Annotated in this window: 18 protein-coding genes; 13 read left to right on the top strand and 5 right to left on the bottom strand. The window is 33.3% G+C overall.

Annotated elements, in window-relative coordinates:
- The first annotated feature begins 26 nt into the window (after positions 1-26).
- From M0M57_RS16115 to M0M57_RS16095, 5 genes are all read left to right on the top strand, one after another.
- A complete protein-coding gene (locus tag M0M57_RS16115) occupies positions 27-4,490 on the top strand; it encodes a translocation/assembly module TamB domain-containing protein (RefSeq protein WP_248436768.1) in 4,464 nt (1,487 codons plus the stop codon).
- Positions 4,491-4,641: 151 nt separating this feature from the next.
- Entirely contained in the window at positions 4,642-5,628 is a 987-nt protein-coding gene (pfkA, locus tag M0M57_RS16110; RefSeq protein ID WP_248434127.1) for a 6-phosphofructokinase, read from the top strand.
- A gap of 68 nt (positions 5,629-5,696) precedes the next feature.
- Entirely contained in the window at positions 5,697-6,704 is a 1,008-nt protein-coding gene (gene gap, locus M0M57_RS16105; protein WP_248434126.1) for a type I glyceraldehyde-3-phosphate dehydrogenase, read from the top strand.
- A 69-nt stretch (positions 6,705-6,773) separates the two neighbouring features.
- Entirely contained in the window at positions 6,774-7,625 is an 852-nt protein-coding gene (locus tag M0M57_RS16100) for a BadF/BadG/BcrA/BcrD ATPase family protein (protein ID WP_248434125.1), read from the top strand.
- A gap of 113 nt (positions 7,626-7,738) precedes the next feature.
- On the top strand, positions 7,739-8,110 hold the full coding sequence (locus tag M0M57_RS16095) for a methylglyoxal synthase (RefSeq protein ID WP_248434124.1): 372 nt from the start codon (positions 7,739-7,741) through the stop codon (positions 8,108-8,110).
- 72 nt (positions 8,111-8,182) lie between these two features.
- On the opposite strand, the gene M0M57_RS16090 is transcribed toward M0M57_RS16095, so the two are convergent.
- A complete protein-coding gene (locus M0M57_RS16090; RefSeq protein WP_248434123.1) occupies positions 8,183-8,563 on the bottom strand; it encodes a RidA family protein in 381 nt (126 codons plus the stop codon).
- A gap of 24 nt (positions 8,564-8,587) precedes the next feature.
- Positions 8,588-11,308: a putative LPS assembly protein LptD gene (locus M0M57_RS16085; RefSeq protein ID WP_248434122.1), complete on the bottom strand. Its 2,721-nt coding sequence runs from the start codon at positions 11,306-11,308 to the stop codon at positions 8,588-8,590.
- Between the two features lie 83 nt (positions 11,309-11,391).
- Between M0M57_RS16085 and M0M57_RS16080 the strand changes: the two genes are divergently transcribed.
- From M0M57_RS16080 to M0M57_RS16050, 7 genes are all read left to right on the top strand, one after another.
- Positions 11,392-12,540, top strand: a complete 1,149-nt coding sequence (locus M0M57_RS16080; RefSeq protein WP_248434121.1) for an N-acetylmuramoyl-L-alanine amidase family protein — start codon at positions 11,392-11,394, stop codon at positions 12,538-12,540.
- A 41-nt stretch (positions 12,541-12,581) separates the two neighbouring features.
- The gene (locus tag M0M57_RS16075) at positions 12,582-13,547 is read left to right on the top strand and encodes an MlaD family protein (RefSeq protein ID WP_248434120.1); all 966 of its coding nucleotides are present in this window, start codon (positions 12,582-12,584) and stop codon (positions 13,545-13,547) included.
- A gap of 4 nt (positions 13,548-13,551) precedes the next feature.
- Positions 13,552-14,877 carry a (Fe-S)-binding protein gene (locus M0M57_RS16070; RefSeq protein ID WP_248434119.1) on the top strand — a complete coding sequence of 442 codons (1,326 nt, stop codon included), beginning with the start codon at positions 13,552-13,554 and terminating at the stop codon, positions 14,875-14,877.
- Positions 14,878-14,964: 87 nt separating this feature from the next.
- On the top strand, positions 14,965-15,411 hold the full coding sequence (locus M0M57_RS16065) for an LNS2 domain-containing protein (protein ID WP_248434118.1): 447 nt from the start codon (positions 14,965-14,967) through the stop codon (positions 15,409-15,411).
- A 101-nt stretch (positions 15,412-15,512) separates the two neighbouring features.
- Positions 15,513-16,304, top strand: coding sequence for a (Fe-S)-binding protein (locus M0M57_RS16060; protein WP_248434117.1), 792 nt, complete (start codon positions 15,513-15,515; stop codon positions 16,302-16,304).
- An 87-nt stretch (positions 16,305-16,391) separates the two neighbouring features.
- Positions 16,392-16,874: an ABC transporter ATPase gene (locus M0M57_RS16055; protein WP_248434116.1), complete on the top strand. Its 483-nt coding sequence runs from the start codon at positions 16,392-16,394 to the stop codon at positions 16,872-16,874.
- Positions 16,875-16,997: 123 nt separating this feature from the next.
- On the top strand, positions 16,998-20,003 hold the full coding sequence (locus tag M0M57_RS16050; protein ID WP_248434115.1) for a glycoside hydrolase family 3 N-terminal domain-containing protein: 3,006 nt from the start codon (positions 16,998-17,000) through the stop codon (positions 20,001-20,003).
- Here M0M57_RS16050 and M0M57_RS16045 read toward each other — a convergent pair.
- From M0M57_RS16045 to pyrE, 3 genes are all read right to left on the bottom strand, one after another.
- A complete protein-coding gene (locus M0M57_RS16045; protein ID WP_248434114.1) occupies positions 20,000-21,355 on the bottom strand; it encodes a M28 family peptidase in 1,356 nt (451 codons plus the stop codon). The two genes, M0M57_RS16050 and M0M57_RS16045, sit on opposite strands and share 4 nt — an antisense overlap.
- Positions 21,356-21,427: 72 nt before the next feature.
- Positions 21,428-21,820 carry an SRPBCC family protein gene (locus M0M57_RS16040; protein ID WP_248434113.1) on the bottom strand — a complete coding sequence of 131 codons (393 nt, stop codon included), beginning with the start codon at positions 21,818-21,820 and terminating at the stop codon, positions 21,428-21,430.
- A 93-nt stretch (positions 21,821-21,913) separates the two neighbouring features.
- Positions 21,914-22,561, bottom strand: coding sequence for an orotate phosphoribosyltransferase (pyrE, locus tag M0M57_RS16035; protein ID WP_248434112.1), 648 nt, complete (start codon positions 22,559-22,561; stop codon positions 21,914-21,916).
- A 7-nt stretch (positions 22,562-22,568) separates the two neighbouring features.
- On the opposite strand from pyrE, the gene M0M57_RS16030 reads away from it, so the two are divergent.
- Positions 22,569-23,165, top strand: coding sequence for an NUDIX hydrolase (locus M0M57_RS16030; protein ID WP_248434111.1), 597 nt, complete (start codon positions 22,569-22,571; stop codon positions 23,163-23,165).
- The last annotated feature ends 2 nt before the right edge of the window (positions 23,166-23,167 follow it).

Genomic DNA, 23,167 nt, shown 5'->3' with positions numbered 1-23,167 from the left:
AATTTAAAAAAATAGTATTGCGTTCGGTGGTGGTAATCCTACTATTATTGCTTTTTCTCGGCATACTACTTTCTTTACCCGCGGTTCAAACCAAAATAGGCCAGTATTTAACCAACTCTATCAATGAGGATTTTGGTACTGATATTAATGTAGAACAAGTAACTTTCAACATATTTGGTGGCGTAAAACTCAAAGAAGTTTTAATCCGAGATCACCATAAAGACACACTTATTTTTGCTAATCGAATAAAAACCAATATTTTAGACTTCAATCGTTTGCTAGATGGTGATTTGCTTTTTGGCAATGTCAATGTTTCATCCTTATTTTTTAATTTGAAACAATACAAAGGAGAAAAATTCACCAATCTCGATAAATTTATCGAAGCATTTGACGATGGATCGCCTTCATCGGGTAAATTTTTAATGACCGCCGAATCAATGCAACTCACAGAAAGCCGATTTTTAATGGAAGATCAAAATCAGAAAAATGCCAAAGTTGTTGATTTTTTACACATTAATGCTACATTGAATGATTTTAAAATCAAAGGATCGGATGTTTTTACCACAATTTATAAAATGAATTTTAAAGATTTTCGTGGTTTGCAGATACAAAATGTAAAAACTCAATTTACTTATACCAAGGATAATATTTTGTTGGAAAAGTTAGAAGCAAAAACAAAAAAATCGATTATAAATGGTAATGTTGCTTTGCGTTATAAACGTGAAGACTTTTCAGATTTTAATAACAAAGTTGTTTTTGATGCCAAAATTGATTCAGCTTCGGTGGCTTCCAATGATATTCGTTATTTTTATGATGAATTAGGAAAAGATAATCAATTTGTTTTTAAAACAAATTTGTTGGGAACACTAAATGATTTTACAACACAAAATCTCTTTCTAGAAGATGTAAACGGAACTCAAATTATAGGCGAAATTAATTTTAAAAATATTCTTTCTAAAGAAAAAAGTTCGTTCTACATGAAAGGTGATTTTGAAAAAATGACTTCTAATTATGATGATTTAGCTTCTATTTTGCCGAATATTCTTGGTAAATCGTTGCCAACTTCACTAAAGAAATTAGGCCAATTTAATATCGAAGGAAAAACAGAACTTACCTTACAAACCATAAAAACAGATTTAATAATGAATTCGGCTTTGGGTAATCTTCAAACGAATTTAATTATGAATAATCTTCAAAACATTGATAATGCTTCTTATGAAGGCGTTGTTGTGTTAGATAATTTCAATGTTGGTGCATTAATTAATCAAAAGGATATTGGCCTAGTTTCCATGAATGTAGAGGTAAATGGAAAAGGTTTTACTGAAAAATTGATTGATACTAAAATCAAAGGAAAAGTTAGCCGAATTCAATACAATAAATACAATTATCAAGGAATTATTGTAGACGGAAGTTTAAAAAATCCAATATTTAAAGGGAAAGTAAACATCAATGATCCTAATTTGTTTATGGATTTTGACGGGATTGTAGATGTTTCGAAACGCGAAAACGTTTATAAATTTGATGCTCTAGTTGATTATGCCAATTTGAGTAAACTCAATTTTGTTAAAAACGATAGTGTTTCCATTTTTAAAGGCAAAATCTATAGCAATCTGACGGGAAATAGTTTAGACAATTTGCATGGTGATGTTTTGGTTGAACAAGCATCGTATCAAAACAATCGGGATATTTATGTTTTTGATTCGTTTAGTATAAATTCTTCTTTTGATGAAAATAGAGAACGAACCATTGCAATTAATTCACCGGATATTATTGAAGGAAAGCTGGTTGGTAAATTCGATTTTAATCAATTGCCATTCATGTTAGAAAATTCATTGGGGAGTATTTACGCCAATTATAATCCCAATAAAATTAAAAAAGGTCAATATCTTCGATTTAATTTTTCAATTTTTAATAAAATTATTGAAATTTTTTATCCTGAAATCACCGTAAGCACTAATACATTTATTAGAGGAAGTATAAATTCTGATAACAACGACTTTAAACTCGATTTTGATTCGCCTGAAATTATTGCTTTTGATAATAAGTTTGAAAAAGTTGATATTCAAGTCGATAATAAAAACCCGTTATTCAATACTTACGTTAGCATTGATAGTGTGAAAACGAAGTATTACAAAATTTCAGATTTCAATTTGATTAATGTTACAAAAAGAGATACATTGTTTTTTAGAACAGAGTTTAAAGGAGGAAATAAAGCAGATGATTATTACAACATTGATGCTTATCACACCATCGACGAAGAGAAAAACAGTGTGGTTGGAATTTTTAAATCGGAATTGAATTTCAAAGATTATTTGTGGTATATCAATAAAGAGAATAACAACGAAAATAGAATTGTTTTTGATAAAAAGTTCTCCAATTTTGTTTTTGAAAATTTTTCAGTCACACATGATGAACAAAAAATCAACTTTTTAGGAACCATCAAAGGAAAAGACTATAAAGACTTAAAACTGAATTTTAATCAAGTTAATATTGGTAAAATTATTCCAGAAATTGAAAATTTTGTAATGGAGGGTAATATGAATGGTGAAATCAATTTCAAGCAAAATGACCAATTATACGAACCATTTGCATCCATTAAGGTTGACGACTTGAAAGTAAATAACATTGATTTTGGCATTTTAAACCTGGATGTTAAAGGAAATGAAGATTTAAAAACATTTGCAGTAAACGGAATCATTAAAAATGATAATTTAGAAAGTTTTATAACCGAAGGAAATATTTCCTTTGAAGGTGAAAAACCATTCATGAATTTAGATTTACGATTAAATAATTTCAACATTGGAGCTTTTAGCACGATGGGTGGCGATGTTATTTCAAATATTCGCGGATTGGTTACCGGTAATGCTAATTTTAGAGGAACAATTTCCAATCCAGAAATCAACGGAAGATTATTCTTAAATGATGCCGGTTTAACAGTTCCTTACCTTAACGTTGACTATAAATTAGAAAAAAATGCCGTTGTTGATCTAACAGAAAGACAATTTTTATTAAGAAATATTGAACTAACCGATTCAAAATATAACACAAGCGGAATTCTAAACGGAAATGTAAGACACACTAATTTATCCGATTGGAAATTAGATTTAAAGATAGATACGGATAATTTAATCGCACTAGACACGCAAGATAGCGACGAAGCCTATTATTATGGAAAAGCATTTATTGCAGGAAATGCAACGATTAGCGGACCAACAAATGCGTTGCTAATTTCGGTTAATGCAACTTCTAAAAAAGGAACAGCAATTAAAATACCAATTTCAAATGTGCAATCGGTAGGAGAGAAGAGTTACATTCGTTTTATCACACCGGAAGAAAAGTATAACTACAATACCAATCTAAAAAGTCCGACCAGAAATTACAACGGTTTAGAACTCGATTTCGATTTAACCTTAACAGAAGATGCAGAAATTGAAGTGATTTTAGACAAAGAAACCGGACATAATATGAAAGGTAGAGGAGTGGGTATCATCACCATGCAAATCAATACCTTTGGTAAGTTCAATATTTTTGGGGATTATCAAGTGTATGAAGGAATTTACAATTTCAAATACCGTGGTTTAGTAAGTAAACGATTTGATGTAAAAAAATACGGTAGTATCATTTGGGAAGGAGATCCGCTACGAGCTCGTTTGAATCTTGAAGCGATATACAAAACCCGAGCCAATCCGGGAATGTTATTAAACAATACGACTGTTAACCAAAAAGTTCCTGTTGAAGTGGGTATTGCCATCAACGGAACAATTAGTAATCCGGAACCCGATTTCAATATTAATTTTCCAACAATTAGTTCAGTTTTAAAGTCTGAAATTCAAACAAAATTAGATGACAGAGATACCCGTCAAACGCAAGCTCTCTACCTGCTGGCCTCTGGAAGCTTCTTGAGTCCAGAAGGTGCATTAGGTCAAAATGCATTGTACAACAATTTATTTGAAACCGTTAGCGGTGTTTTTGACAATATTTTTAATGATGAAGACAGTAAGATTTCAATGGGTGTAAATTACGTTGCTCCTGATACAACTCCCGGTCGAGAAGCCGATGGGAATGTTGGTGTAACTACATCTTTTAATCTAAATGAACGCATTTCTGTAAACGGAAATTTAGGAGTTCCTGTTGGAGGAATTAACGATGCAGCTGTAGTAGGCGATGTAGAAATTTTATACCGTGTAAATGAAGATGGAACACTCAATATGCGTGTTTTTAACCGTGAAAGTGATATTAATTATGTTGGAGAAGGAATTGGTTATACGCAAGGAATTGGTGTTTCTTATCAAGTAGATTTTGATACGTTTAACGAATTGATTACCAAAGTTTTTAAAAATGCTAAACTAACAGAGGATAAAAGTACAAACGACGATATACCCGATTCTGATTATGCTCCTGAGTTCATCAAATTCACAGAACGAAAAAAAGCAAAAACAGAGAAAAAAGTACAAACTCCACCTGAAACCGAAAATATTCCTGAACAATAATCAGAAAAGCTAGGTTTTTTTCTTCTTTTTGCATACAAATCAAAAACTTATCAACGAAAACGTTTGATTTTTGGTTAATATGTCAATTACTCAAAAAAGCACTATTTTAAGTCGCTAATCTTTGCTAACTTTACATTATAAACATAAAAAAATGAATAATACAATAAAAAAAGTAGGTGTTTTAACTTCTGGAGGAGATTCTCCGGGAATGAATGCAGCTATTCGATCTGTTGTGCGAACATGTGCTTATCATAACATCGAATGTGTCGGAATCTATAGAGGTTATCAAGGAATGATAGAAGGCGATTTTAAAGAAATGGGACCTCGTTCAGTTAACAATATCATTAATAAAGGTGGTACTATATTAAAATCTGCTCGTTCAAAAGAATTTATGTCCGCTGAAGGCAGAAAAAAAGCTTTCGAGCATTTAAAAAAAGAAGGTATTGATGGTGTAGTTGTGATTGGTGGAGATGGAAGTTTTACCGGAGCTTTGGTTTTTAATAAAGAATTCGGAATGCCGGTCATGGGAATTCCCGGAACTATCGACAATGATATTTTTGGCACAAGCCACACTTTAGGGTATGACACTGCCTTAAACACAGTAGTAGAATGTATCGATAAAATTCGTGATACAGCTAGTTCGCATAACCGACTTTTCTTTGTAGAAGTAATGGGGCGTGATGCTGGACACATTGCATTAAATGCCGGAATTGGTGCAGGTGCAGAAGAAATTTTAATCCCGGAAGAAGATTTAGGTTTAGACAGATTATTAGAATCATTAGAAAAAAGTAGAAATTCAGGCAAATCGTCTAGCATTGTTGTTGTTGCCGAAGGTGATAAAATGGGTAAAAGTGTTTTCGAATTAAAAGATTATATAGAAGAACATTTACCGGAATATGATATTCGGGTTTCCGTTTTAGGCCACATGCAAAGAGGTGGAGCTCCTTCCTGTTTTGACAGGGTTTTAGCCAGTAGATTAGGTGTAAAAGCCGTGGAATCTTTAATGGAAGGAAAATCAAACTACATGGTTGGTTTAATTCAGGATGAAGTAACACTTACGCCTTTAGAGCAAGCCATCAAAGGACATTATCCAATTGATACTGAGTTATTAAGGGTTTCTGATATAATGTCAACATAAAATAATAAAGTTAAAACAAGTATAATAATCAGTTTAGATTTTTTTCTAAACTAAAAAAACAAACAAAAATGTCAAAATTAAAATTAGGAATTAACGGATTTGGAAGGATTGGAAGAATCGTATTCAGAGAAACATTCAACAGAGATAATGTAGAAGTGGTTGCCATCAACGATTTATTAGATGTAGATCATTTAGCTTATTTATTAAAATATGATTCAGTACACGGACGTTTTGCAGGAAAAGTAGAAGTAAAAGACGGAAAGCTTTTTGTAAACGATAAATACATTAGAGTTACTGCAGAACGCGATCCAAAATTAATTAAATGGGATGACAAAGACGTTGATGTTGAAATTGTTGCAGAATGTACCGGTATTTTCACCACATTAGCAACAGCACAAGCACATATTGATGGAGGTGCCAAAAAAGTAGTTATTTCTGCTCCATCTGCCGATGCTCCAATGTTTGTAATGGGTGTAAACCACGAAAGTGCAACTGCTGCAGACACTATCGTTTCAAATGCATCTTGCACAACAAATTGTTTAGCTCCATTGGCAAAAGTAATTCATGATAATTTTGGAATTGTTGAAGGTTTAATGACAACAATCCATGCTACAACCGCAACACAATTAACAGTTGACGGTCCTTCACGAAAAGATTTCCGTGGTGGTAGATCTGCTTTATTAAACATGATTCCATCGTCAACCGGAGCTGCAAAAGCAGTTGGAAAAGTAATTCCTGAATTAAACGGAAAATTAACAGGAATGTCAATGCGTGTGCCAACTGCAGACGTATCTGCTGTAGATTTAACTGTAAAAGTAGCCAAAGAAACTTCGTATGAAGAAATTATGGCAGTTTTGAAAAAAGCTTCAGAAAATGAATTAAAAGGAATTTTAGGTTATACAGAAGATGATGTTGTGTCTCAAGACTTCATTTCAGACCCAAGAACTTCAATCATCGATGCAAAAGCAGGTATCGGATTAAATTCAACTTTCTTTAAATTAGTATCTTGGTATGATAACGAATACGGATATTCAAGCAAATTGATTGATTTATCTGTACATATTGCAAAACTATAATTTTCATAAAAGTCCTGTTATCCAATTTGTATAACAGGACTTTTTTTTCTAACAAACAAACTAAACCCTATGAAATTATTAGTAGACGGCGGTTCAACAAAGGCCGATTGGATTGCAATAGATGACAACGGAAAAGTATTATTTACTACCCAGACGTTAGGATTAAATCCTGAAGTTTTAGGAAAAGATCAAATTATTACTCGTCTCGAAGACAAGTTTGATATTTCTCAAAATAAAGACAAAGCCAAACAATTATTTTTTTACGGAGCTGGATGTGGAACTGATAAAATGAAAAAATTTCTAAAAGAAGTTTTTGAAGAATATTTTAAAAATGCCACTGTAGATGTTCAAGAAGATACATATGCAGCAGTTTATGCAACTACTCCAAAAGAAGAACAAGCCATTGTTTGCATTTTAGGAACAGGTTCAAATTGTAGTTTTTTTGATGGTAAAGTACTTCATCAAAAAGTGCAATCGTTAGGCTATATCGCCATGGACGACGGTTCTGGAAATCGTTTTGGAAGACATTTGTTAAGAGCCTATTATTTTAATAAAATGCCAAAAGAGTTAGCCAAAGAATTTGAAACAGAATTCAACTTAGATGCCGATTTTATTAAAGGAAATTTATATAAAGAACCTAATCCAAATGCATATTTGGCAACGTTAGCTAAGTTTTTAATTAAACATAAAGATACTGAATTTTGTAAAAAAATAATTTATAAAGAATTAAAAAAGTTTGCTAAAAACTACATCATGCAATATGATAATTGCAGAGATGTGTACGTACATTTTGTAGGTTCTATTGCGTTTTATTTAAAAGATGAATTGGAAGATATTTTAAACAAATACGACATAAAAATTGGTAATGTTCTACGAAGACCAATTGACGGTTTGATTGCTTATCACGTTTTAAATAAATAAATTTTCATACCATTTAAGAAAGAGAAAAATCATAATTACAATCCAACTATGATTTTTCTCTTTCTTTATTTAATAAATTTTAAATATCTTTAAATACAATTTTAGAAAAAGACATGGAAATAGCAATAATAGCACACGATGGAAAAAAAGCCGATATGGTTCAGTTTTTAAATAAAAACAAAGCCATTTTACTGCAAGAAAAAATCAAGTTGATTGCAACCGGAACAACAGGGAGTAAAGCGGTGAATGCCGGTTTTAAAGTAAAAAGACTACTTTCCGGACCATTAGGCGGTGATGCTCAAATTGCAGCAAGAGTAGCCGAAGGAAAAACAAAAATGGTGCTTTTTTTTAAAGATCCTCTATCCAGTCATCCACACGAACCCGATGTAAATATGCTCATTCGTATTTGCGATGTTCACAACATTCCATTAGCAACCAATGAAGCAACTGCACAATTGTTGTTAAATGGGTTGCTGGTAGATTAAGTTAAACCATAACCGATAGAAAACCGATAACAGACAACCGATAACAGACAACAGAAAACAGACAACAGAAAACTACTTAACCGCCACCATCGAAATCTCCACATTCACACCTTTGGGTAATCCCGCAACTTGAACAGTTTCTCTGGCAGGAGCAGAATTTTCATCAAAATAGCTACCGTAAACGCCGTTAATCTTCCCAAAATCAGCCATGTCCATAATAAAAATTGTGGTTTTGATGATATTTTCAAAACTCATATCAGCCGCTTCCAGAACAGCTTTCATGTTTTCCATCACTTGTTTGGTTTCAGTTTCAATATCATCCAAAACCAAATCACCTGTTTTCGGATTAATCGCAATTTGTCCGGAAGTATATAATGTGTTCCCCACTAAAACAGCTTGACTATAAGGACCAATAGGAGCAGGGGCTTTGTCAGTAAAAATTATTTTTTTCATACTGTTGAATTTTTAAATTAAAGATTATCTCAACTGTCGATCCGGTAAAGAACGCTTATCCCACTTAATATCACTCAACACAGACGATTTAATTCCGATGAAAAATCCCCATGAAGCATAATCTCCAAATGGAGCCCAATTAAAATCCATTCGCCAACTTAACAAATCTCTTTCAAAACGCAATTGGGTAAACGTAACTCCTTTTTGCACAAAATCATAACCTGAAGAAACACCCATTTTCCATCTGGGAGTAATGTCTAGGTTTCCGGAAATCATAACAGAGTTTCCTATTATTTTCTTTTCTCTATTATTGTTTCCGTAGGTCAACGAATAGGCAAAGGTTAAGTCCCAAGGTAATTTGGCGTTGTAAAATTCAGTCGGTTCTTCACTATCGTTTTTATCATCATTTCCAAACTGACTCTCTCGACGATCACCCAGATTGGTATTTGTTCCAAATAAATCATCCTCACGACCACCATTTCTTGCACCTTGCGAGTTTTCATTATTACTTTTATTACCTTCACTTGAAAGCGAATAATTAATGGTCATATTGGCACTTGTCATTCTAAATAAACTTCCTCCATTATCAATATTCCAAGTGTTTACTCTTCTTCCGGCTGCATTAATCGCATACGGATCTAGCGTTGCACCAAAATTCACATTCATTTTGTTTTCAAATAAAGCCGTTCCGCCACTCATCCGAACCGGAGCCCAACGCAGAGAGTCGGCAGCCATGTTATAACTTGTAGAAAAATTTAGTTGATTCAAAAGCATTACCTTTTTAGGTTCAACCTTTGTACTGTCTTTGTCGGTCATTTTTGCCTCAAACGTGTTGCTGAGGTTAAAACCTAAATTGTTAGCATAGTTGTTGCTCGGAGCTCCAAATATTCCGCCTTCAAATCGAGTGTATTCTGCCATTCTACCGCTACCATCCAAAGCGTAGGTGTCATAATATTGTTCAAAACTTGGTGTATAACTATGGGAAACAGAAGGTCTCATGACATGTCTGATAGCTTGAATTTTTTTCTCTTCCCCAAAATTAAAAGTTCCGTAAATGGTTGTTCCTACACTTGAAGAAAAATTGTAGGTTCTAAAAGCATCAAAACCGTTTACATCATTGGTTACAACTTTATTGATATCAGAGTCAAAACTTCTGTTAAGCGTTTTTAAATACCAAACTTCGTTATAATTGGCACTTGTTGAAACGCTAAAATAGTTAAAAACTTTAAAGTTAGTGCTCAATGGAATGGAGTGTTGAAAGCCTGTGTTGGCATCTCTAAACATTTCAGACTTAAAAAATAATGAATCGTTGGTTCTGATTCTGTTTTCTCCTCTTAAATTGTATTGTAAATTTATATTTTTAAAGAATCCTTTTTTTATACCTTCTTTTGGAGCAAACGGAAATATTCTGTCTACACTTAATTGAAGTGTTGGCAAAGTCATATTAATTTCTTGTGTTCTTGAGTTTTGATTGTGTGTAGCTGTTACCGACATATTTACTTGTGGCACAGAATTAAAAGTCTTTGAATAGGATATCGAGGAGCTCAAGTTGTTATTTAATGTAGAGCCTACATTTACTTGATTTAGTGATTGTTGAAAATAAGTACTGCTTCCTAAATTCACCGATGCAGAAAATCGTGAAGACGGATTTGACTTAGCATCTTGTGAATGCGACCATTGAATATTATAAATTCGTGATTTAGTATAATCAGGAAAACCTCTTTCACTTTGAATTTGATTTTCAAATCGAATATTAAAATTTCCTCTAAACTTATACATCCACGCATACGATGATTCAAAACGAAGAGCCCAACTACCATTTGTGTAATAATCGCCCATGACTGATAAATCATAATAATCACTCAAAGCCAAATAATAGCCTCCATTTTGAAGTGAATAACCTTGTCTGCGAGTGTCCTGAAAGGTGGGTATAATTAAACCGGACTGACTGGTATCCGTCATCGGAAAAAAAGCAAAAGGAATAGCAATAGGAGTAGGTACATCGGCAATAACCATATTGGTTAATCCTGTCACAACTTTTTGCTTTGGAACAAGTTTGATTTTGTTAGTTTGAAAATAATATTCAGGATTTTCAATATCTTCAGAGGTTGTAAAGCGAGCTTTCTTTAGAAAATAAACAGAATCATTTTCTTTTTTGGTAATTTCTGCTTTTACACGAAATTCGCCTTGATCGGTTCTGGAATTCCAAATCAATGCTTTTTTTGTTTTGGTGTTAAACCGAATAGAATCAGGTTCTACTACATTTGAACCTTGTTTAAAAACAGGTAATTGCGTATAAGTTCCTGTTGAATCTTTTATTCTTCCGGCATAAATTTCATCTTTTTCATAATTCATTACAATAATTCCTGCTTTTATTTCAATGTCTTGATAATAAAGTTCGGCTTTATTATATAAGGTTAGGAGTTTGTTTTTTTGATCAATTTTAGTGTAGTCTTCAGCGTTATACTTTATTTTGCCTTCTAAAATTGCTTTTTTTTCAGTTTTAACAACAGTGTCTTTTTTTGTAGTATCTTTTGTTTCAATAAAGTTTTCTTTGCTGATTAACAGGCTGTCAGGTGCTTTTTCAGCTTCAATTCGCAATGACTTATTAGGCAAATCCTGACCGTAATTTTTATGAATTCCGATTGTTAGGAAAAATGCTGATAAAACGATATGAAATAAGTTTGTACGCAAAGGTTTTAATGCTATTTTTGTAAAATTATGGCTTGATTTTTGGAGTGCCAAACTTACATATTATTTTTGGTCAAAAATAAGTAAATAATAAAATTTAAAACGTAGAGTTTTAATTAAAATTAACTTTTAAAAAAATGTATACTCTAAATAGATTCAAATTTCTAGGCTTTTTCCTGATTTTACTTTCTGTAAGTTCAATATTTGCTCAATCTAACAGCAAATTTAAAGTTGTGTTAGATGCTGGTCATGGCGGAAAAGACTTAGGTGCAAACTATTATGGCTTTATTGAAAAAAATATTGCCTTGGCTGTTGCATTAAAAGTTGGTAAGCAACTAGAGAAATATCCTGACATTCAAGTTATTTACACAAGAAAAACAGATGTTTTTGTTGAATTAATCGAACGTGCCAGAATTGCAAACCGTGCCAATGCCAATATGTTTTTATCCATTCACTGTAATGCCGCTCCAAAAGGTCAAGCCTATGGAACAGAAACCTTTGTGATGGGTTTAACTAAGAATGCTTCCAACCTTGAAGTGGCTAAAAAGGAAAATGCCGTAATTACCTTAGAGAGTGATTATAAGATGAAATACGAAGGATACGACCCGAAATCGCCGGAAAGTGTCATCGGAATTACACTTTTACAAGAAGAATATTTAGATCAAAGTATTACCATCGCTACAAAAATTCAGAATGAATATACTAATAAACTAGAAAGAAAAAATAGAGGAGTTAAGCAAGGTCCTTTCTTAGTTCTAAACCAAACGGCTATGCCAAGTATTCTAACCGAATTAGGTTTTCTTTCTTATAAACCCGAAGGAGCGTACTTGAACTCTGAAAAAGGTCAAGATGAATTAGCCAAAGGTATTGCCGATGCTATTTTATCCTACAAAAAAGAATATTATGGTGGTTCAGCACAAATGGTAGAAGAAAAACCAGAAAAAACAAGTGCAGAAATTCCGGTGGTTCAAGATGCTCCAAAACCAAAAGATGAACCAAAAGTTGTTGAAAACAAACCTGTAGATGTAAAAGGAGTTGTCTTTAAAGTTCAGATTTCGGCAAGCGGTAAAAAATTAGAATTATTACCAAAAAACTTTAAAGGTTTAGATCCAACATCGTTTATTGAAGAAAACGGTTTGTATAAATATTTTTACGCCCAAACTTCAAGTTATGATGATGCTAAGCAAAATCTTGCCGAAGCAAAAAGCAAAGGATACGATTCTGCTTTTATCGTTGCATTCAAAAACGGAAAAAAAATATCTATTCAGGAAGCTTTAAAACAATAAAGTTAATTTAGTTTTATAAATTTGTATAAAAACATTATCCATTGAAATTATCAAGAGAAATTAAAACAGCAATATTAGTTATATCGGCCATATTATTATTTATTTGGGGATATAGCTTTTTAAAAGGAACAGATATTTTATCCAAACATAAAACCGTTTTTGTGCTTTATGATGATGTTGAAGGTCTTATGGCTTCTGCTCCAGTGACGATAAACGGACTTACGATTGGTAAAGTGAAATCAATTAATTTTTTAGATGACTCAGGAAAATTAAAAGTTGAATTACAAATTGATACCGATTTTAAAATATCAAAAACAAGTGAAGCTAGAATATATGAGCCGGGATTAATTGGTGGAAAACAAGTTCAAATTGTTCCGGATTTAAAAAATAGTAACTTAGTGCAAGATGGAGATTTTCTAAGAGGTGGAGTAAAACCCGGTTTAACCGATTTAGTATCTGAACGATTGACACCTTTGCAGGAAAAGATTGAAAAAGCAATGCTAAGTGCCGATGGTGTTCTAATGAATATCAATGATGTTTTGGATGATAAAGCAAAAAAAGATTTAAGAAATAGTTTTGCAGAATTAAATAAAACGCTGACTTCGCTTAGTGAAGCTTCCAATTCTGCAAACGAAATTTTAACCAATAATAAAGGGAAACTTAATAATGTCGTAAATAACTTTGAAAAAGTTTCCAAGAATTTTGAAAAACTTTCTGATTCATTAGCACAAACTAATTTAAGGCAAACGGTTGAAAATTTAGAAAAAACATTAGCAAACGTCGATAAAATAATAGCCAATTTAGAATCCGGAAACGGAACAATGGGCAAGTTGTTAAAAGACGATAAAATGTACACCAACTTCACCAAAGCATCAAAAGAATTGGAACTTTTATTGGAAGATTTGCGTTTAAATCCAACCCGATACATTAATGTTTCTGTATTTGGAAAGAAAAATAAACCTTACGTAGCTCCAACGGAAGAAGACACAACAAATACCAAAAATTAACTTTATGAGTTATTTAGATAATATATTGTTCGCTATAATTTTAGGTTTAGGTTTCGGCTATTTTGCGATAAACGTAAAAAAATTAATCCGAAATATTAAACTCGGGCAAGATGTAAATCGTACTGATAATTCGGCCGAACGTTGGAAAAACATGGCCATGATTGCTCTTGGTCAATCAAAAATGGTGAAACGACCAATTGCCGGAATTCTGCATATTATTGTCTATGTTGGGTTTATTATCATCAATTTAGAATTACTAGAAATCATCATCGATGGCCTTTTCGGAACACATCGTGCTTTTTCTTTTATGGGAGGATTTTATAATGTATTAATTGCTTCTTTCGAAATTCTAGCTGTTTTAGTTATTATTTCTGTGATTGCTTTTTGGATAAGAAGAAATGTTATCAAAATCAAACGGTTTGTAAATTCAGATATGAAAGCGTGGCCAAAAAGTGATGCCAATTATATTTTATATTTTGAGATTGTGTTGATGTCGTTGTTTTTGATAATGAATGCATCAGATTATTGGTTACAGCAGATGGACGTTAATCATTATGATGAAGCCGGAAGTTTCCCAATCAGTCAATTTATCGCACCTTTATTCAACGGTTTATCCGAAGGAGTTGTCATTATTATCGAACGAACCGCTTGGTGGTTGCACATTTGCGGAATTTTAGTGTTTCTAAATTATTTATATTTTTCTAAACATCTTCATATTTTGTTGGCTTTTCCAAACACGTATTTCGCCAATTTGAATCCGCAAGGAAAATTTGACAATTTAGAAAGCGTAACCAATGAAGTAAAATTGATGCTTGATCCATCCGCTGATCCGTTTGCAGCTCCTGCAAATCCTGATGCAGCACCAGCTAAATTTGGAGCAAGTGATGTGCAAGATTTAGATTGGGTTCAATTGCTAAATGCGTATACCTGTACAGAATGTGGTCGATGTACTTCAGCTTGTCCCGCTAATCAAACCGGAAAAAAATTGTCTCCTCGTAAAATTATGATGGATACCAGAGATCGCTTGGAAGAAGTTGGTAAAAATATCGATCTAAACAAAGGCGTTTTTGTTCCTGATAATAAGTCATTATTAAACGACTACATCACTCCCGAAGAACTGTGGGCGTGTACATCGTGTAATGCTTGTGTTGAAGAATGTCCGGTCAACATCAGTCCATTATCAATCATTATGGATATGAGAAGGTATTTAGTGATGGAACAAAGTGCTGCTCCAATGTCACTAAATGCAATGATGACAAACATAGAAAACAACGGTGCTCCTTGGCAATACAACCAAATGGATCGCTTGAACTGGAAAGACGAAAATTAATATATAATCTATAAACCAAACAAATTCCCATAAAAGTGAGACTTGGGAACGTGTTTAATGAATGTGAAACTAACCAAAAATTAAAAAATGAAAGCGGAAGACATTGAAAAGAAGTTGCAAACCGTAACCGAAAACGGCCAACATCTAAGCCCAATTTTACCTCAAGGAATTAAGAATTATTTAATCGATATCGACGGAACAATCTGTGATGACATCCCAAATGAAGAACCGGAAAGAATGCTCACAGCCGAAGTATATCCTGATGCATTAATCACGTTGAACAAATGGTATGACGAAGGTCACATCATCTTCTTTTTTACATCAAGAACCGAAGCTCACAGAGAATATACCGAAACTTGGTTAAAAAAGCACGGCTTCAAATACCACGGAATGGTGATGGGAAAACCAAGAGGAGGAAACTATCATTGGATTGATAATCACTTAGTGAAAGCAACCCGATACAGAGGAAAATTTACCGATTTAGTTGAAAAAGAAGTTACGATTCAAGTTTTTGATGACGAACACCATGAATAAAAACGATTTTTAGATAGTTAGATTTTTGGATTATTAGACTCTTCGAACAATCTAAAAATCCAAAAATTTAATAATCGAACAATCCAACAATCTTAAAAAAAATGGCAGAAAATCTAACAGTGCCAACCATGGCAGAAATGATGGCTCAAGGCAAACAACCCGAAGTTTTATTTTGGGTAGGTTGTGCAGGGAGTTTTGATGACAGAGCAAAAAAAATAACAAAAGCATTCGTCAAGATTTTAAATCGTGCCAATGTTCCTTTTGCGGTTTTGGGTACAGAAGAAAGTTGTACCGGAGATCCTGCCAAAAGAGCCGGAAACGAATTTTTGTTTCAAATGCAAGCCATGATGAACATTCAGGTGATGAATGCGTATGAAGTAAAAAAGATTGTAACTGCTTGTCCGCATTGCTTTAACACCATCAAAAATGAATATCCTGAACTGGGCGGATTGTATGAAGTAATGCATCACACCCAATTTCTAAAATCATTGTTAGATGATGGTCGGTTAAGTATTGAAGGCGGACAATTCAAAGGAAGAAGAATCACTTTTCACGATCCTTGTTATTTAGGAAGAGCCAATAATGTATATGAAGCTCCTAGAGATTTAATCCAAAAATTAGATGTTGAATTGGTTGAAATGAAACGTTCCCGTGCTAACGGTTTATGCTGTGGAGCAGGTGGAGCACAAATGTTTAAAGATGCCGAACCCGGAAATAAAGAAGTAAACATCGAACGAACCGAAGATGCTTTAGAAACAAAACCTGATATCATTGCAGCCGGTTGTCCGTTTTGTAATACGATGATGACCGATGGAGTTAAAAACAAAGAAAAAGAAGCATCAATAAAAGTTATGGATGTGGCAGAATTGATTGCAAATGCACAAGATTTATAAATTAGGTAATAGGTAATTTTGGATATAGGTAAAAGGAGCTTTTTCTAATCTATCACCAATTACCCATAACCCTTTACCCTAAAAAAAATGTATATCCCTTTTGAAAATCTTCCCGAAGAATCCAGAATTTGGATTTATCAATCCAACCGAAAATTTTCGGATGAAGAAGTTGCTGAAATAGAAAATGATCTTCAAGCTTTTGTTGAAGAGTGGGCTGCTCACGGAACATCGTTAGAAGCTTCATTCATTACAAAATATAATCGTTTTATTATTCTTGCGGTTAATCAGGATGTGCAACAAGCAACCGGATGTTCGATTGACAAATCGGTTGAATTTATTCAATCATTAGAACAAAAATACAAAGTTGATTTGTTGGATAAAATGAATGTAACCTACAAACAAGGTGAATTTCTCACACACAAATCGCTTTTAGACTTTAAACGAATGGCGAAAGAAAAAGCTGTTTCTGCCAACACAATAGTTTTTAATAATCTCGTTAATACTATTGAAGAATGGAAAGAAAGTTGGGAAGTTCCCGCAGAAGACAGTTGGCACAGCCGATTCTTCTAAAAACTTTGATTTTTAAGTAAATTTCCTTTACTTTATTTTTTGTTGTTGGTTTTAAGTCTATTTTGTGATGGAACTTTTAACCTAGGCATCAAATTTGATAATTATCAAAAAGAAAGCATTTTTATGAATACCAAATTTGTTCGAATTATTCCATTACTACTTATTCTGATTGTTGTTGTCAATTGTGCCACCAACAAAGTCAGAAATAAATCTGTAGCTAAAACGGAAGTAGATTCTGTACGAACAGATTTGAAAAAAGCAGAAAAAAAGGAAACTCCTCAGTTTGATTATGTTTCTGTTACATCAAGTGAAAAAAAATGGGTGGACAGTGTTTATAATTCACTTACAATAGAAGAAAGAATTGGTCAGCTTTTTATGGTGGCAGCCTATTCTAACAAAGATTCGGCTCATATAAAATCATTAGATAAATTAATTACTGAACAAAAAATTGGTGGATTAATTTTCTTTCAAGGCGGACCCGTTCGTCAAGCTCAAATGACAAATCGTTTTCAAAAACTAACCAAAACTCCTTTGTTTATTGGAATTGATGCCGAATGGGGTTTGAGTATGCGACTCGATTCTGTCAACCGTTTTCCTTGGAATATGACGTTAGGAGCCGTTCAAAATTTAAAATTAATTGAAGAAACAGGAAAACAAATGGCTCTTCAATCCAAACGAATTGGTGTTCATTTTAATTTTGCTCCGGTTTTAGACATCAATACCAATCCAAAAAATCCCATCATTGGGAATCGTTCTTTTGGTGAAGATAAAGAAAAAGTGACTGAAAAAGCATTGGCTTTGATGACTGGTTTACAAAGTAATGGTGTTTTTGCAACCGGAAAGCACTTTCCTGGTCACGGTGCCACTTCAACCGATTCGCATTACACGTTGCCGGTCGTGAATTTTACACAAGAACATATTCGTGAGGTGGAATTGTATCCATACAAAAAATTAATTAACAAAGGTTTAGCGAGTGTAATGGTCGCTCATTTAGAAGTACCAAGTTTTGAAAGTCGTAAAGGTTATCCTTCCTCCATTTCCTATCCAATTGTTACTAATTTGTTGAAAGAAGAATTAAATTTTAAAGGATTAATTTTTACGGATGCTCTAAATATGAAAGGAGCCAGTAACTTCAAAAGTCCGGGAGATATTGATTTAGCTGCATTTTTGGCCGGAAATGATATTCTTTTATTTCCTGAAAATGTTCCCGTAGCAATTCAAAAGATTAAAGAAGCCTATGAATTATCAACAATTACGGAGGAACGATTGGCCCATTCAGTCAAAAAGATTTTACAATTTAAGTACAAAGCTGGGTTAAAAAATCAGAAACCAATTGAACTTACAAATTTATCATCGCAAATTAATACACAAGAAGATGAGGCTTTGTTGTATAAATTATATGAAAATAGTACCACAGTTCTAAAAAACAAACTGGCAATCTTACCAATCAAAGAATTGGATGAAGAAAAAATTGCCTATGTTAAATTTGGCGATGATTTGCATGAAACTTTTCTTGAAACATTAAAAAAATATGCTGAAGTAACGGAAGTTTCAAATGAAAATCTTGACTCTTTATTAGCTCAATTAAATGATTTTAATAAGGTAATCATCGGATTTCATAAAGCCGACGGAGCTTGGAAAAAACATGATTTTTCTGCTAAAGAAATTTTGTGGATTTCTGAAATAGCCAAGCGAAAAAGAGTTATTTTAGATTGTTTTGTAAAGCCTTATGCCTTGAGTTCAATACCTTCTTTTGAAAATATTGATGGCGTAATTGTTTCTTATCAAAACAATGAAATAGCTCATACTATTTCTGCTCAGCTCATTTTTGGTGCCATTGAAGCAAAAGGTAAATTGCCTGTTACCATCAATGAAGAATTCAAAGTTAATCATGGTTTATCTACTCAAAAGTTAAATCGATTAGGGTTTACTCATCCTTCCAATGTGAATATGAATCCGTTTATATTAACTAAAATCGATTTGATTATGCAAAAAGCAATCAATGAAAAAATGACGCCGGGCGGACAAATTTTAGTAGCGAGAAAAGGAAAAGTAATTTACCAAAAAGCTTTTGGATTTCATTCGTATGACAATGAAGTTCCCGTTAAAAACTCTGATATTTATGATGTGGCATCACTCACAAAAATTGTTTCTACGTTGCCAAATGTGATGCAATTGTATGATAAAAGAACAGTAAATTTAGATTCAAAATTAGGCGAAATGCTTCCGGTTTTTAAAGGAACAGATAAAGAAAACATCAATTTTAAAGATTTACTTTCTCATTATGCTCGTTTGCAAGCGTGGATTCCTTTTTATAAGAAAACATTAGACTCAAATAATAAACCTTCTGAAAAATATTATAGAAAATCGTACAGCGAAGATTTTCCGTTTCAAGTTGCTGAAAATTTATATTTGAGAAAAGATTATCAGGATACGATTTTATCAATTGTAGCAAACAGTAAATTATTGCCCAAAAAGGAATACAAATACAGCGATTTCACGTTTATTATTCTAAAAAATTATATTGAAAGAGCCACCGGAAAATCGTTGGATGATTTAAGTGAGAAGAATTTTTATTCCAAAATTGGAGCAAGTAACACGCTTTACAATCCGTTGCAACGATTTGATATGAGTATAATTCCGCCCACCGAAGTAGATAATTATTACCGTTACAAAACTATTCAAGGCTATGTGCACGATATGACAGCAGCGATGGAAGGTGGAGTAGGTGGTCACGCCGGAATTTTTTCGAATTCGATGGATATGGCTAAAATTATGCAACTTTATTTGCAAAAAGGAAGTTATGGCGGTCAACGATTTTTTAGCGAGGAGACTTTTGATGTATTTAATACCTGTTATTATTGTCCCGAAGGAAATCGTCGCGGAATTGGTTTTGATAAACCACAACTAGGAAAATCAGGACCAACGTGCGGTTGTGCGTCAATGACGAGTTTTGGTCACACAGGATTCACCGGAACAATGGCCTGGGCAGATCCGGAACAAGAATTGGTGTATATCTTTTTATCGAATCGAATTTTTCCTAATTCAGAAAAAAATACGCTTTCTCAACAAAATATTAGAGAAGATATTCAGCAGGTAATTTATGACGCGATAATTCACGAAAATTAATTCGTTCTAAATGTATTTCGAATAATATCACTCGGAAATACGACCATACTTTCGTGACCATTTTTTCCAACAGCGGCAACACCAAAATAGAAGTTGTCGATGACGATTCCTTTCAATTCAAAATTATCCACATTACCAACAAAACGACTGAATTCCCATTGTGGAGAAGTGGTGTTTCGCCAATAAATTTTATAACCAACAACCGTTTCATCATTCGATTTTTCCCAACGTAATTTTGTGTTTGGTTCAACAATTCCACCAATAAGGACTTTAGTTGGAGCTGGTGGTGCCCAAGCTAAATTGGCTAGAACAACAGCATTCACGGCAGTTAGTTTGACTACGTAATCAAAGTTGACACCTTCCAAAACATCGCCATATGCAATTCCGTTTTCGGTTCGTAAATTTTGATGTTGACGATTATAATTTTCATGAGCTTCCATAATTCTGATTCCGGCATAACCCAAATCATTAAACGGACGATGATGACCACCTCTGCCAAAACGATCCAATCTGTAAATCATCATCGGGTTCATTTCAGGCATATAGGTTTGAATTTGTTTATGCGTATAACGTGCCAATTGACGTGAAATACCATCCACTTCGCCGCCATAAAATCTTCGCAAATTTCTTTCTTTTTCTGTTTCGGTAGGCGGAGTAGGTTCTGAAAATATCCTAAAACTTCTATTATCAATCACACCATCAACACCTTCAATGTTTCCAATCATATCATTATTCAACACACCAATAATTTCCCAGTTATTTTTCTTGGCAAATTCGGCAAAACCTTTTCCGCCAAACAAACCTTGCTCTTCACCGGACAATCCTAAATAAATGATACTGTTTTCAAAACTATATTTTGATAAAACCCGAGCGGCTTCAATCGTTCCAGCCATTCCGGTTGCATTGTCATTTGCTCCTGGAGCATCGCCCTCATAATCCATTGTATCTGAATTTCTGGAATCAATATCGCCAGTCATAATAATGTATCGATTGGGATATTTTGTTCCTTTTTGGATCGCCACTACATTTACAATCCAACTGTCTTTTGGAACGCGTTCACCTACATTAGTTGTAACAAAATCTTTTTGATAAAAAACTTGAAGGCAATTTTTACAATCTTTCGAAATCGTTTCAAATTCCGATTTTATCCAACGACGAGCAGCTCCAATGCCTCTTGTGTTTGAAATGGTATCACTAAATGTGTTGCGAGTGCCAAAATTGGCGAGAGTAGTAATGTCTTTTTGTAATCGGTTTGCAGAAACAGATTCTATGATGTCATAAATTCGACTATCTGTTTGAGAAAAAGTAACGGTTGAAAACAATAAAAGTAATGGAAGAAGGTAAAATTTCATATCCTTTTCTTTCAAAGATACAAAATATGTATTTTTAAAAAGAAAAGGACAGAATAAATAGAACTGATGAACTTATAGTTTGTGCATATTTGTCGCCAATGTTTCAATAAATTTTGAAATTGGCCCTTTGATCATCATCGCCATCATTGGATTAAATTCTCCATCAAAAACCAATTGAACTTCCGAATTATTTTCGGATATTGAATTGATATTTCCCGTTAATGTAAAAGGTAATTTATCGGAAGCAGCTCCTAAAACAACTTGGCTTGGAGCATTTTTTTCTTTCATTTTTAATTTAATTTCCGGCATTCCTTTTAAACCAAAAATAAACGAATCTTCTCCGGTTACTTCAAATTTTGCAATGCTGTCGGGCATTAATTTTTCAAAATTGCGAACATCGCTCAATGATTCAAATAAATACTGAGCTGATTTTTCTACAGTAACTTTTGGACTTTCTAAATTCATTTTTTTCTTTTATCGGTTGTCAGTTTTCGGTTGTCTGTTGTCAGTTTTCCGAAAAGTGATTAAATCTATTTTCTTTTCTCTTTTTTCTATTCTCTAAACTTCAACACCCCAAGTGGATGGACTCACACGCCATTCTTGCAAAGTGTGCTGTTCTTCTTCGGTAATGTATTTTTTTGATACAGCTAATTCTAATAAATTATCATAATTAGACAATGTATGTAATTCTACATTCGCATTTTTGAAGTTTTGTACAGAAACATCAAAGCCATACGTGAAAATGGCGACCATACCTTTTACATTCGCTCCTGCTGCTTTTAACGCTTCAACTGCGAGTAAACTACTACCACCTGTACTGATTAAATCTTCAACAACCACAACACTTTGACCTTTTTGTAAAAATCCTTCCACTTGATTTTGACGACCGTGTTTTTTTGGTTCCGGTCGAACATACACAAAAGGAAGTCCCATATACTCTGCAACAAGCATACCAATACCAATTGCTCCGGTGGCAACTCCGGCAATTACGTCAGGTTTTCCGTACTGTTTTTCAATATTTTTAGAAAACTCTTCGCGGATGTAATTACGAATAGGTGGAAATGAGAGTGTTATCCGATTATCACAATAAATAGGTGATTTCCATCCTGAAGCCCATGTAAAAGGATTTTTAGGATTTAATTTAATTGCGTTTATTTGTAAAAGCAATTCGGATGTTTTTTTTGCTGTATCTTTATTAAAAATCATAGTACAAATGTATAAAGTTTTTGTGAACGACAAGCCACTTTTTTTGACAAATCAAATTCAAAAGGAAACTGATTTTCAGCTTTTTTTGTTGGATAGTGTTGATATAAAGCAACTTATTATCAAAATCTTTAAAAATAAAGTTGATAAAGCTTTTTTGTATCATCCCGATGAAAAGGAAATTCTTAAAAAACTGAAGTCAAAAATTCCGGTGGAAAAAGCAGGAGGAGGTTTAGTTTTAAACGATAAGAATGAAGTTTTATTCATTTTTAGAAATAAAAAATGGGATTTACCCAAAGGCGGAATCGAAAAAGGCGAAGAAATTGAAGATACTGCCATTCGTGAAGTGGAAGAAGAAACCGGCGTGAAAGGTTTAAAAATCACCAGAAAATTAAACAAAACCTACCATATTTTCAAACGAAATGGTCGTTATAAATTAAAAATCACCCATTGGTTTGAAATGAAAACCAGTTATTCCGGAAAAATGGTTGGTCAAGCCGATGAAGGAATTGAAAAAGTAGAATGGATCAAACAAGAGAATATTCCTAATTGCTTGACAAATTCGTATGAAAATATCAAATTATTGTTTGAAAAAGAATTGATTTAAAA

The sequence above is a fragment of the Flavobacterium azooxidireducens genome (assembly GCF_023195775.1).
Lineage (GTDB): Bacteria > Bacteroidota > Bacteroidia > Flavobacteriales > Flavobacteriaceae > Flavobacterium > Flavobacterium azooxidireducens.
The sequence above is the reverse complement of the archived record's forward strand: the minus strand, read 5'-3'. Positions and strand labels throughout refer to the sequence as shown.